This window comes from Enterobacter asburiae (assembly GCF_024599655.1).
In the GTDB taxonomy this organism is placed as follows: domain Bacteria; phylum Pseudomonadota; class Gammaproteobacteria; order Enterobacterales; family Enterobacteriaceae; genus Enterobacter; species Enterobacter asburiae_D.
The window spans coordinates 1,442,613-1,454,466 of the sequence record NZ_CP102247.1 but is presented as its reverse complement, the minus strand read 5'-3'; the positions used below and the strand labels follow the sequence as shown (position 1 = coordinate 1,454,466).

Annotated in this window: 12 protein-coding genes and 2 pseudogenes; 10 read left to right on the top strand and 4 right to left on the bottom strand. The window is 47.7% G+C overall.

Going from position 1 to position 11,854, the window contains the following annotated elements:
* Positions 1-2,484, bottom strand: a complete 2,484-nt coding sequence (gene pefC, locus NQ230_RS06980; RefSeq protein WP_306671194.1) for a PefC/AfrB family outer membrane usher protein — start codon at positions 2,482-2,484, stop codon at positions 1-3.
* 56 nt (positions 2,485-2,540) lie between these two features.
* Positions 2,541-3,071, bottom strand: coding sequence for a fimbrial protein (locus NQ230_RS06975; RefSeq protein ID WP_257260578.1), 531 nt, complete (start codon positions 3,069-3,071; stop codon positions 2,541-2,543).
* 397 nt (positions 3,072-3,468) lie between these two features.
* Here NQ230_RS06975 and NQ230_RS06970 point away from each other — a divergent pair.
* Positions 3,469-3,919: pseudogene (locus tag NQ230_RS06970) on the top strand (transposase family protein); the annotation flags it as partial.
* 358 nt (positions 3,920-4,277) lie between these two features.
* Here NQ230_RS06970 and NQ230_RS06965 read toward each other — a convergent pair.
* Positions 4,278-4,493, bottom strand: coding sequence for a helix-turn-helix transcriptional regulator (locus tag NQ230_RS06965; RefSeq protein WP_257260577.1), 216 nt, complete (start codon positions 4,491-4,493; stop codon positions 4,278-4,280).
* A gap of 121 nt (positions 4,494-4,614) precedes the next feature.
* On the bottom strand, positions 4,615-5,244 hold the full coding sequence (locus NQ230_RS06960) for an inovirus Gp2 family protein (protein ID WP_257260576.1): 630 nt from the start codon (positions 5,242-5,244) through the stop codon (positions 4,615-4,617).
* Positions 5,245-6,057: 813 nt separating this feature from the next.
* Here NQ230_RS06960 and NQ230_RS06955 point away from each other — a divergent pair.
* The 9 genes and pseudogenes from NQ230_RS06955 to NQ230_RS06915 all read left to right on the top strand — a co-directional run bounded on the left by NQ230_RS06955 (position 6,058) and on the right by NQ230_RS06915 (position 11,835).
* Positions 6,058-7,032 carry a hypothetical protein gene (locus NQ230_RS06955; RefSeq protein WP_257260575.1) on the top strand — a complete coding sequence of 325 codons (975 nt, stop codon included), beginning with the start codon at positions 6,058-6,060 and terminating at the stop codon, positions 7,030-7,032.
* Between the two features lie 113 nt (positions 7,033-7,145).
* On the top strand, positions 7,146-8,027 hold the full coding sequence (locus NQ230_RS06950) for a GTPase family protein (RefSeq protein WP_257260574.1): 882 nt from the start codon (positions 7,146-7,148) through the stop codon (positions 8,025-8,027).
* 302 nt (positions 8,028-8,329) lie between these two features.
* Positions 8,330-8,881: a hypothetical protein gene (locus tag NQ230_RS06945; protein ID WP_257260572.1), complete on the top strand. Its 552-nt coding sequence runs from the start codon at positions 8,330-8,332 to the stop codon at positions 8,879-8,881.
* A gap of 116 nt (positions 8,882-8,997) precedes the next feature.
* Positions 8,998-9,513, top strand: a complete 516-nt coding sequence (locus NQ230_RS06940) for a hypothetical protein (protein ID WP_257260570.1) — start codon at positions 8,998-9,000, stop codon at positions 9,511-9,513.
* Positions 9,514-9,876: 363 nt separating this feature from the next.
* Positions 9,877-10,023 (top strand): annotated as a pseudogene (locus tag NQ230_RS06935) (DUF932 domain-containing protein); the annotation flags it as partial.
* 211 nt (positions 10,024-10,234) lie between these two features.
* Entirely contained in the window at positions 10,235-10,717 is a 483-nt protein-coding gene (locus tag NQ230_RS06930; RefSeq protein WP_257260569.1) for an antirestriction protein, read from the top strand.
* A gap of 11 nt (positions 10,718-10,728) precedes the next feature.
* Positions 10,729-11,208: a RadC family protein gene (gene radC / locus NQ230_RS06925; RefSeq protein WP_257260568.1), complete on the top strand. Its 480-nt coding sequence runs from the start codon at positions 10,729-10,731 to the stop codon at positions 11,206-11,208.
* A gap of 19 nt (positions 11,209-11,227) precedes the next feature.
* The gene (locus NQ230_RS06920) at positions 11,228-11,449 is read left to right on the top strand and encodes a DUF987 domain-containing protein (protein WP_257260567.1); all 222 of its coding nucleotides are present in this window, start codon (positions 11,228-11,230) and stop codon (positions 11,447-11,449) included.
* 38 nt (positions 11,450-11,487) lie between these two features.
* Positions 11,488-11,835 (top strand): type IV toxin-antitoxin system YeeU family antitoxin, encoded by a 348-nt coding sequence (locus NQ230_RS06915; RefSeq protein ID WP_257260566.1) that lies wholly within the window; start codon positions 11,488-11,490, stop codon positions 11,833-11,835.
* The last annotated feature ends 19 nt before the right edge of the window (positions 11,836-11,854 follow it).

Below are 11,854 nucleotides of genomic sequence, written 5' to 3'. Positions count from 1 at the left end.
TTACTCACAATGTGTCTCCTGAACCAGGTTAATTCCGTCTTTCAGACCAGCCATATTTATACTACACTCTCTTTCGCTTTGGCTTATAAGGATTTTCTGGGGCGTTGCAATCAGGTTCATCAATAACACACCATTACGGTTAACAAACCCCACATCCAGTCCCTGTTCCGTTCTGGCAGTCCCGCCGGCCAACAACTTTCCATGAATATCTTTAACTTGGAGGATGTAGCGTTTAACTTGTTCGAAATCAAATTCACGGTAAATAATAGCTTTTTCTGTCGGCACCACTTCATAAGAAGTTGTCAGCAATTCTGCACTATCAGGAACGTTCTCCGGATTAATATTTATAGTGGTCGGGTGATATTCCGATAAATACATTACCGTATTACCGTTATTGTTAGTGGGCAGAGAGTTATTAAAAGTCACTCCGGGTATATCTTTAATCTTCAGAACCGCTATCGTCTCAGCTGATTCTTTCGTCAGAAGCAAATCTGTTTTTGCAGTAGCAATTGCGGAGCCTGATACATTACCCGACAAGGTAGTAGCATAACGGCTTTGCGATAAGGCCATATTTGTCTGGATTCGGTCAAATGCATAACTGGCAGATACCCCTATCGTATCATTGCGTTTCTCATCAGTACCAACGTTGAGATTGTAATTCAAACGTTCGTTCACTGTTGCAGATGTCGTATTATTAAAATTTATTCCACTGTAACGGCTATAGCCAATAGTATTACTACTGTAGTGGCGGATGTCCCCCAGAGAAAATGGGATGCTTATCCCTAACGCTGTGGAATAATCATCTTCTGCATACCAAGCACTCTGGGACCAGTTTCCACTTAGAGTCAGAGATATACCACTCGCCATGGTAGTACTTGCCGAAATATTCGCGCCATGAGTGCTTTTATTACGATCCCAGTATGTCTGTTGCCAAAATGAACCACTGAGAAATACACCATCCAGTCGATGGGAAAGACGTGATTCATAACGAGCTTTTTCCCTTCCGTCAGACCATATATACTTCGTTTCATATTCTGAGTCATGGGGATCATTAAATAATTCTATATTCGTCCTTTTCGGATCCCAGTCTGCAAACTCGGTGTAACCTTGGCTCTGGTAACGGTACGCCATCAGCTGAAGGTCAGTTTTGCCGCTGAAACTTTTTGAATACTTCACTGATGAACTCATTCCCTCGCGCCGTGAACCATCATTATAATCCGCTCGTGACCCGTTCACACTAAGGGCCAGCGCCCCCCATCCCCCCAATGGCTGCGTGATACCAATGCCTCCGCTCTGATACTGTCCATGGAGTATTGCCGCCATATTAAGCGTGGTTGTCGGGAGCCCCCAGTCAAAACTCGCCAGCACAAAAGCCCCCTCCTCTCTGGAGAAAGCATCGTCAAGAGTGTTTGATTTATTACGTTCTCCGAGTGCAAGGTTATATTCATGATCCCCGGAGCGAAGCAGGGAAGGTAGCGTAGCGACCGGGTATTCGGTTACGGTTTTCCGCCCGACTTCGTCCTCTACAGTCACCATCAGGTCTCCGTTACCTGTCGAGGCTATATCATCCAGGCGCCATGGTCCTGGCGGCACCACGCGGGAATAGATGGTATAACCGCCTTGGTTCACTGTGATACGTGACGTGCCGGTAGCTATTCCTGTGATTGTCGGGGCATATCCACGGGTACGCAGTGCGCGCATATTACGATTTGAACGCAGGGATACTCCGTAGAAGCCAAAATCAGTGAACAATTCTGTACGGGACTGAGAATAACCGAGAAAAAGGTCTCCTTGTACCTGACTGATGGCTGTCGATAAAACAAAGTTATTGGTTGAGAATTTATTTCCAGTAACATTGCGGTTGATATTCATGTCACTCGATAATACCCATCTCCCTATATTGAGACCGGTATCTAAATTAACAAATGCGTTAAATTCATCATCCCCGCTATTTGACTGGACATTTTTATTGAAATTACCGTCATACCTGATGCGCAGACCGTTAATTCCATAATCCCAGCGGGCAGCATCATTTTTTTCCAGCAACCAAGCCTGAGGAATAATAATATCCAGTGTCTGAGCACTCATATCCAGATTCAGATGTGTGCTTTCCTTTCGTTCAAGAGCATAACAATCTTTAGTAACATCAAAAGTTTCTTCGTAGGCATCTTTTTGAAACCAGACACCTGCACTCTGCAACCATTCATTATCAAGACACAACAGATTATCCCGCTCATTATTCCGAGATACGACCAATTGCATACGCCTAAGGAATACGCCATTCAAAAGCACATCGACATAATATTGACCGGCAGGGTATTTCACGTCTGACTTCAGAACAGAAGGGACTTCTTCCACCCCCTTCGCAAAAGCCATGTTAAATTCTGTTGCATTCGCATTCCAGTTAAAAAATGACAACAGCACTAGTGTTTCGAATAACGAAATATACTTTACGATAATACGATGACACATATAAACCAACATTTACACCTAAGAATGTTCCCCGTTGCATTTGATATTAACGCAACAGGGAACTTAACTTAATTGTAATATACTGTGTAGACAACTGTAGAGTTGTATTCACCAGCAATAGTTCCCCCCATCAACTGTGCAGTAAACTCGGCACCAGTAGTATTCAAATCAGTAATTGGGACTTCAACTGTGGTGGATCCTTGTTTAATCTCCACCGGACCACCGGTAGCATTGATTGCTGTCAAGATCATATTAGCGTCTGTAGCTGTTCCTGAGCTATTCCCAACTCCCAGAGAGTTCAGGCTTGAGGACGAGAAACCAAATACCGCACTGCTCATGGTCTCGGCACATGCTGCAGTTGGTTTCAGAGAAAATGCGACAGGTGTCCCCTCATTGCTTCCATCACCTCCTGCAGTTGTGGATGTTTTAACACTCCCCAGACGGACAAGTGAAGTTGTTGCTCCACCCACGTCTGGTTGAATATTACAGGTTTCGTCACTGACAACCCCTAAAAATTGCACGTCCCCCATATTTTCGCCCGCCATGACATAGCCGGAAGCGAAACACAAAACTAGAGTGGCCAAGATTTTGTCTTTCATAATTAATGTAACACCTTTTTCCTAGTTTTAATAAAATTAAATATACCCCTGCCCCCCCCACACGCAAAAAAAAAAAATGGAATATTAACATTCCATAAAAACGAAAGAAAATTCACTAATCACCTGTGAAGTTAACAACTCCTCTTAACCCCACCATCTGAAATACGAAATTGCAGAGAAATTTGAAAGGCGCGAGCTCACTAAAATTCCCCATAGGTGATTACCAAAGTCATCCAATGAAGTGCCGTACGGGCTTTCTTGAGCCTTAAATTTTCCCCGTAAAGTTTGAAGTCAACTAGGCTGTGTCCTTTAACCAACTGAGCTATAGTGATAACCTGTTCCCACAAAACATTGAACTATGGCTCGCTACAATCTTTCCGATGAAGAATAGACTCTTATCCAGCCCTTACTACCCGCTGAAACAGCTATACCACAGGCCGCTCCCCTGAGAAGAACATTGTATGATCATCAACAGTATGTTCTGGGGTTGTGTTCTGGTGCACCATAGCGCGATATGGTCCATGAAAAACCATTTACAGCCGTTTTAACCGATGGTCGAAGCTAGTAGTGATTAACATTGTTTTCAATAAATTACTTTCAACTATTGATGCTCATGGCCTCATTGACTGGTTAGTGACGGCGCTGGATGACATTTGTGTTCGACGTCAGAACGGCAGTTAAAACACCGTGGTAGCTCGGTACTGGCAGATAAAGCCTATTTCGGACGTGCTTTACGTAACGAACTGCAAAAAGGTATAAAAATAATTATCCCTCGAAAGCCTAATGAGAAAATGGCATCGTATAGTCGTTCACAGCTCGCTCGTGCTGATTACCGGAATCGCAACGTAACTTTTGTGCCGCCCTGGCGCCAGTGAGGCAACCATTACCGACCAGGACCATGTAAGATTTGGCATACATCGTGGTGCTCCTTACCACCAGGCAACACGCAGGCGTAAGCTGTCCTGGCATGGGCATCGTAGCATGGGATGTATGGCGGGTCAGATATACGTTAGCGGAAGATGATTCGTTGTATTCAGTACCTGCAGGCTACCGAGATTAAAATTGTGCGGGTGTTACAGTGGTACGAAAAGAAACGGGCGGGTCTGTCACCAGAATACTGTCGCTGGCAAAGGAGACACTTCTAGCTCTCCGGGATGTTCTTTGGTTTAGTACGGCGTTGTTTTTCCATCAGCAGACCATGTCTGCTCAGGTGCCACGGGAAGCTGTAATTCGATGTTGTACCCATGCCTCCACTTCACTCCTGAGCCAGCGTGAACTGCGCCCCATCTTAATAGGTTTAGGAAAGTGCCCGTCCTGAATGAGTTTGTAAAACCACTTATCGCTGAGCCCGGTAAACTCCGTAATGAAGGCCATATCGACCATTTTATCGCTGAGAAGGTTTCGGGGTTTTGTATCTGTCATGACGTTTTCTCTCTGTCTTAAGGGAATGAAAGACAGGAGTGCCAGGAGCAATTGATGTATCGTTACTCTGGTACTCCGCCATAACATTCCTTTCGCCAGTAGAAAAATACTTATTTCTTAATCAGCACTGACTGCAGCCAAAGTTACGCTGACCGTCTGTATTATCCTTGCTGTGCTCCTTGGCCAGATAGTTGACCCGGTTAGTTATTTCGGTATGTTGCTCAGTAAACTTGTCGCTGTTCCTGCTCAGGTGGTAATAGCAATTTTCAGGAAACTCTGTCAGCGCATAATATTGCGTATGGTTTTCCACCTTATGGAGTCCCAGTGCCCTTACCCAGGCTTCCATAATCATTAATGCCAGATTATGTGAATACCGACCGTTTATGGCTGTATAACGCCCTGGATAGGCATATGTCTCCCTGTTAAGCAGTAACGTAACATGATAATGTTTTTTACCGGACTCATTCAATTCTCTCGCCCAGATATAACGTATCCGGCTGGGATGAATACGTTTGCCTTCATTATGCCTTTTCAGTAAGTCTGCAAAAATCTGTGATTTCAGGGAGGCAATAAAACGTGTAATCAGGGATGAATCCGTATTACAGGCAGTGGTATCAGTATCCGGCAATCGCAGATCCACTCTCAGTACAAACAACCGTGGATATTCCTGAAGGGCTTTATCAAGGGCGTTCTGGATACGTTTTACATAGACAGATTTTAGCATGCCATAGCTGGCTGTATTAATACTCATTATTCATTATCTTAAAGTTTATGGTTTATCCAACAGAATATTAACCAGCAGTATTTAATTAATTTGCATCGCATACCAGCACGAACCATCTGCATTCGATATCCTTTCTGTTACTATCTTGCTGGATAATTGCGCCACATCAGGGGTAAACAAACCCACCACAAACATTCAAGAAAATTAAATCCATAAACAATACCCATATACAATACACTTACCAGGCACATTGACAGTACTGATTAACACCAGCATATAAGGCCAATCATCCTGCATGACATGAGGTTTACTAATCCATACAGCTCAACATCAATTACCCGACACCATCTAATCCTAATTACTCTGTGTTACATTCACTACCCTATCTTCATTTCTCTATATTCATCCCTCTATATTATATATATTACCAACCCGACAAAAAGGCCCGGTTAAAATGAGAAATGCAATAAAAGAAGAAAAGTGGATTTTCATGATTTAAATCCGGTATTTTCTTTTAAATTCACTCTCAAGTTAGCACCTGATTATTGTCGTCGCCATTCTCAAAACAGACCGGACTTCCGGCCGGGCATCTCTTTCATCATATTGCACAAAAATGCGGTCTGGTGTTTTTCTTTGCGGCCATAATCATGTCTTATCCGGTAACTTACCCTTTCCCCGGTGAACTACGTTTTCGTTACGTAATCACATCATGCTAACCTCATGCCACTACGTAAAAACTACGATTTATGAATTAGTGCTACGTATTCTCTACGTAAAAGTGTCATAATGACACGGTACAAATGAGCAGTAAATGAACAATAGCTATCAAAAGGAACATATGTGACGGACAACACCCGGCTGAACATCAGATCAAAAGACATTCGTGCCTGTCGTTTTTACTTTCACTATATCTATGCGAATATCCCCGAAAGCAGAAATCATGCCTTCGACGGTAATAACCCGGACGTCACCCGTTCGTGCCGGATTATTAATGACGTTCTTGAGGCTTATCTCCCTGCGAGTGAGAAGCGACAGATATTTATCCGGAGAATGGAACTGGCTCTCAGCACAACGATCCTTCCTGAGAAACACTTTTCATGGCTGGAAAACGACATCCGGGCAACATACTGGTTATGGGGAAGAGCATGTCTGGATCCAGAATGTAACCAGCGCATAAATCAGGCCCTGGATAACATGCCTTATGATTCCTGGTATAAAGAATCAGGCCTGACCTTATCTCCGGTCAGTCATCATGAGCGTCTGACGGCACTTATTGCTTTTGTGGATTATCTCTGCGTCAGAACAAATAATGCCCCCGCGATCCGTATCTGGCTTACAGAAAACCTGGATATCTGGCGTAAAAATGCCATTCACCTCACGCGTTTTAAATGGCTTACCCCTGACGATACGGATACCTGCGTGTGGGCGTACCGTTCTCTGGTAAAATATCAGCAGGCTTTTAATACTGAGGGAGACAATCCTCTTTGCCCCGTGATGCTGCCTTCCCCTGTTAACGCGGAGGAGGTATTCCATACCATTTATGCCCTTCTCGATTTATGGGATATTGTTACCAGAATACAACGGGAAATATGCAAAAAACTAAATAAAGCGTTTTATCAGAAAACCTTCCGCAAAAAACAGGCTGCCCGTAAAGGCAGGGATACGCTCAGTGAAGAGCATGCCGAAAAACTGGCATTTCTGGTGGAGTTTTACCGGACGGATAATATGTCCGTTCTTGAGATGCTGATAGACGATCGTTACAGAGGACTGGAAGCGCGTATAAATGCCACACAATCGTTCCGCCGACGGCCCTGAGAAAGGACTGTATTGTTGTCCTGATGGCAGGAATACAGTTCAAATTTAAGTTGTAAATATTTTCAGACCTATATTACCCCGGTGATAACTCGTCCTTTTATCACTGGTGAAATATGAATAATGGATCCCCGACACAAACGCCACTGACGCAGCTCCTGTCCGGGCTGCCTGCTGAGGTGGCCGGTATAATCAGCCACAGACTCAGCAGTATTATAAATTATGAACCTGTCATCGGGCTGATGGGAAAAACGGGCGCAGGTAAATCCAGCCTCTGTAATACCCTGTTTCGCAACTCTCCGGCCAGGGTGGATGCCGTCAAGGGATGTACGCGACATATACAGCGCTATCAGGTACGCCACGACAGCCGTATTCTTCATATTCTTGATTTTCCCGGTATCGGGGAAACGCCGGAACTCGACCGGATATATTGCCGCCTTTACCGGGAAGAGTCACCCGGACTGGATCTTGTTGTATGGGTACTTAAAGCAGACGACCGGGCGTGGAAAGATGACCTCCGTTGTTATCACGAACTGCTCAGCACAGGAGCAAAACCTGAGCGTTTTCTGTTCGTGCTGTCTCAGGCCGACAAAATAGAGCCCTGCAGGGAATGGGACCTGACCGGCCATCATCCCTCACCGCAACAGGCCATACATCTCATTAGCCGTGCTGAACTGGCAGCCACACTGTTTGCCGCAGTCCATCCGGTCATTGCCGTTTCAGCCGCAGAACATTACAACCTGGCACGATGGGCCGAAGCGCTGCTCAGGGCGCTGCCCGTGCGAAGCAGCAGCACCGTTACCTGCCACCTTCATCCTGATTTACGTACTGAATCAGCAGAAAGGATTGCCCGGGACAGTTTTGTCAGCGTGGCAGCGGATATTTTTGACGACGCCACCGTGCTCCTGCAGCGCTCAGGGACGCTCATCCGCCATTTTCAGCGTCTGCGCCAGCAGTTCCTGTCCGTTATCCGTGCCGTCTGGCGTTTTCTGTTCTGAATTTCTGTGCCAGCCACTGCCGTTTCGATCTGTTTCAACGATCGAATAAGGCTTATTAAATTGATTTTGACTATCAATAAATTTATATCGATCGTTATTTTTGATAGTTATCGACGATCGGTTTACGTATATCGATCTGAATTAACAATTATCCCGCCTTCTCATAAGTCAGTACGATCTATGCTGCATGTGAAGATAACCCTGCCATTAATGATATTTAATCAATTGTTTATAAAGGAATATTCTATGATGTACTTTGTCTGCATTTTGTCCTCCGGTACGATTCAGCGGGAGGCGAAACCATGAAATCATACCCGTTTGTACGCCCCGACCTGTTCGCCTGGTGCCTGGCGGCTGTCCTTCCGCTCCTCTGGATTGTGCTGTTCCTGAATTTTCCCAAACCCCTCGCACCGACCATTTATATGGTTGTTGCCCTGGTCTGGGTGTTGCTGGACCGGTCAAACCTGATGAAACAGGGCATCACGCCCCCTTCCTGTCTCTGGTTCTGGTTCCCGGTGGTGTATCTCCGTCAGCGTGACCAGATGCAGGGTAAGCCCTGGCGGCTGATGCAGGTCTGGCTGCTGTGTACGGCACTGTCATTCGCAGGGATATATTTGCTGAACAAACAGTCCGGGACGGCAACACTGGCGCTGAACGCCTGCAATGCAGTGACAAAAATCCTTCGTGATGTGGGGTTTGACGAACGCTGTATCCGCGTGACAGAGATGCGTGAAGAAGTGAGCGGTCGTTTCTGGCAGGCACGGGTGCTGCTGAATACCGGCGAAAGTGAGCCCGTGACCATTGAGGTCAGGGGACAGAATATGTATGTCGTCCTGCCTGAAATAGGAGAATGAACGCAATGAGAACCGTAATAACTGTCACCAGATTTCTGATTATCGTCGCCGTACTCTGGACCCAGGCGGGCCGGACGGCAGCATACGACCCGAAACCGGTCAGCCAAACAGGCGTGATGGCAGAAAACATACAGGTCACGCACGACCACATCATGGAGGGCGTGGATGATTTTATTATCACCGCCACGAGGGGGAAGGAATCGCAACGGTTTATTCTGACCTGCAACGGGCCGGAAAAGCGCCTGAATGTCCTTTACTGGCTGAAGGACATCACCGGTGGTAAGGCGTCAGGCGCAACGGGTATGACCATCCAGTATTACCCGGAGGGAGAGCATCAGATGAAGACGCATGCTGAGCAGCGGTCCACATTATTCGACAGTCAGGCCTCCCCGGACCTGACCCGCGCCGCGTCGCGAATGCTGGAGCATAAAACGGGAAGCGTTGTTTTTCATTTCTATGAAAATGACGGCGTATCCGCTCACGGGCCGCTGGCGTGGAGCTGGCAATACCCTGTCCGTACTCTGGCTCCGGCGCTCGCCGGCGCGCTGGTCGCCGCCGGAGCCGGTCACTGCAGTCTGGCCCAGGGTAACACGCAGATTGCCCCGCTCAGACGTCTCGCCGACCATCAGTAAGGATCAGCCATATTCCTTATTTTGCCGTTATGGATTATGGCTTCAGCATTTACCGGAGGATGTGCCCGAGCTAAGGGATGCCAATTCTGGGTGTGGTTTACGGTATCGGTAATACCCGCCCCGTTATGTGGCGCTCTGCTTTATGCCAGGCGATGAAAGCAAAATGACAGCAGGACGGATGATAAGGGCCGGAATGATTTACAGGCTATCCCGCCTGCTTTTCGTTGTGCCCATTGCGCCACATTATTACCTGCTAATCTGACAACCCGGTTCGCATCACTTTCACGTTATTCAGTCTATCGACAGGCCGTACTTCCTTACGGAAGTAGGGCCTTTTTTCGTTTATGTATTCAGGGAGTTTTTATGAAATTAGCCAGCCGCTCTGGTGCGGTCACGGTGGACAAGGCTGACCGCCCGTTACCCCGCGATGAGCTGGCACATTATGCTCCCGGCGTCTTCAGTGAAGAGAAGCATGCATCCTGCAGCAACAGGTATACCTGTATCGGAACATACGCCTGACCTGCCGGGCCGGTTGTCGCTCCGCCTCTGACGGCGACCGGTGCGTCTGGTGTTCGCACCTTCTTTACCGCCCGGCAGGACTTAGCCTGTGCATTAAGCATACCTGAAGGTCACTGGCCCTCACGCTGTGATGAAGATGGCCCGGCAGAGCCCTGTCCGTCACTTCATTTCAATACCCCATCTGAAAAACAAAGGAAATCACATGAACAACGTTCTTAACCTCACCGGCACGGTGACGAAATCACTCACATCACCACAAACTGATGCAGGATGCATCGTGTGCACGCCGGTGGCCGATGAACAGCGTTTCGCCTTCTGGCCACAGCACTTTGACGGCATACCGCAGTGGATAGTCCTGGAGCCCACCATCTTCGCCTGGATGGACCGCTTCTGTGAAGATTACTGCGGGGGTATCTGGCAGTTTTATATGTTAAGCAACGGCGGTGCGTTTATCGCCCCAGTAGCCGGTGCTGGCAACGATGAAAAATGGAAATTGTTTAACAGCATGAACGGCAACAGCGCCGAAATGAGCGCAGAGGCTGCCGGGATTGCAGTCTGCCTCATAACTTACAGCCACCATGCCTGCCGTACGGAATGCGATGCCATGACCGTGCACTATTACCGGTTGCGGGACTATGCGCTGGCGCATTCTGAATGCAGCGCCATTATGCACATCATCGACTGAGGCGAGCCGCTATGGAACAACAATTACCTTTGTTTGCCACCGCACTCTCACCATCCGCACAGCAGACCATACGGGAAGCCTTAATCCTGCTGGCATGCCGGCTACGCGAGCCTGGCGCGCCATTTACCTCAGGCGATGCCGCCCGGGACTGGCTGCGCCTGCAGTTCGCCACGCAGGAACGTGAAATTTTCACCGTCCTCTGGCTCGACAACCAGCATCGCCTGATAGCCCACGACACGCTGTTCCTCGGAACAATCAACAATATCACTATACACCCACGTGAGGTTGTTAAAGCCGGTCTGAAGCATAACGCAGCGGCTGCCATACTGGCCCATAACCACCCGTCGGGAGAGGCTGAGCCCAGTAATGCCGACAGGCTGATTACCGGACGTCTGAAGCAGATACTTGAAATGGTTGATATTCGCCTGCTTGACCACCTGGTGGTCGGTGGGATGGATATCGTTTCGTTTTCGGAACGTGGCTGGCTGTAAAGCCAGGAAGAAAGCAACGATGAAAATAATCAGCAAACGTCAGGCAATGACGATATACCACCAGCATCCGCAGTCCCGGCTGTTTCGCTTCTGCACCGGGAAATATCAGTGGTCCGGCAGCATCTGTCACTATGCCGGCCGGGAGGTACAGGATATCAGCGGTGTCCTGGCCGTATTTGCTGAACGCCGCCAGGACCGCAACGGCCCGTATGTCGTATTGCGCAGCGTTACCCTGAATTAACCCATAGTTAAGGATTACTTAAATGCACAGCACAACAAATGCAGCAAATCATGACAGCGGAGCCCTGGTGGGGGCTGCGGCGCAACATAACCCCGTGTTTTGGTGCCAGACTGGTACAGGAAGGCAACTGTCTTCATTACCTGGCTGACCGCGCCAGTATTGCCGGTACATTCAGTGACGCAGATTTACGCCATCTTGATCAGGCATTTCAGGTACTGCTCAAACAGCTGGAATTAATGCTGGTTTCCGGTGAGCTCAACCCCCGCCATCAGCATTGCGTTACACTTTATGCAAAAGGGCTGACCTGTGAGGCTGATTCACTCGGCTCTCATGGCTACATTTATATCGCGATTTATCCAACGTCAGGCAACGGCATCCCCCGTTAACGCCACTTTCTAAACCATC

Bases quoted from the DNA above. Each gene is read 5' to 3' on its own strand.
- NQ230_RS06975 (WP_257260578.1), bottom strand. From the start codon at position 3,071: ATGAAAGACAAAATCTTGGCCACTCTAGTTTTGTGTTTCGCTTCCGGC.
- NQ230_RS06930 (WP_257260569.1), top strand. From the start codon at position 10,235: ATGAACAACGTTCTTAACCTCACCGGCACGGTGACGAAATCACTCACA.
- pefC (WP_306671194.1), bottom strand. From the start codon at position 2,484: ATGTTGGTTTATATGTGTCATCGTATTATCGTAAAGTATATTTCGTTA.
- NQ230_RS06960 (WP_257260576.1), bottom strand. From the start codon at position 5,244: ATGAGTATTAATACAGCCAGCTATGGCATGCTAAAATCTGTCTATGTA.
- NQ230_RS06940 (WP_257260570.1), top strand. From the start codon at position 8,998: ATGGCAGAAAACATACAGGTCACGCACGACCACATCATGGAGGGCGTG.
- NQ230_RS06945 (WP_257260572.1), top strand. From the start codon at position 8,330: ATGAAATCATACCCGTTTGTACGCCCCGACCTGTTCGCCTGGTGCCTG.
- NQ230_RS06965 (WP_257260577.1), bottom strand. From the start codon at position 4,493: ATGACAGATACAAAACCCCGAAACCTTCTCAGCGATAAAATGGTCGAT.
- NQ230_RS06950 (WP_257260574.1), top strand. From the start codon at position 7,146: ATGAATAATGGATCCCCGACACAAACGCCACTGACGCAGCTCCTGTCC.
- radC (WP_257260568.1), top strand. From the start codon at position 10,729: ATGGAACAACAATTACCTTTGTTTGCCACCGCACTCTCACCATCCGCA.
- NQ230_RS06920 (WP_257260567.1), top strand. From the start codon at position 11,228: ATGAAAATAATCAGCAAACGTCAGGCAATGACGATATACCACCAGCAT.
- NQ230_RS06915 (WP_257260566.1), top strand. From the start codon at position 11,488: ATGCAGCAAATCATGACAGCGGAGCCCTGGTGGGGGCTGCGGCGCAAC.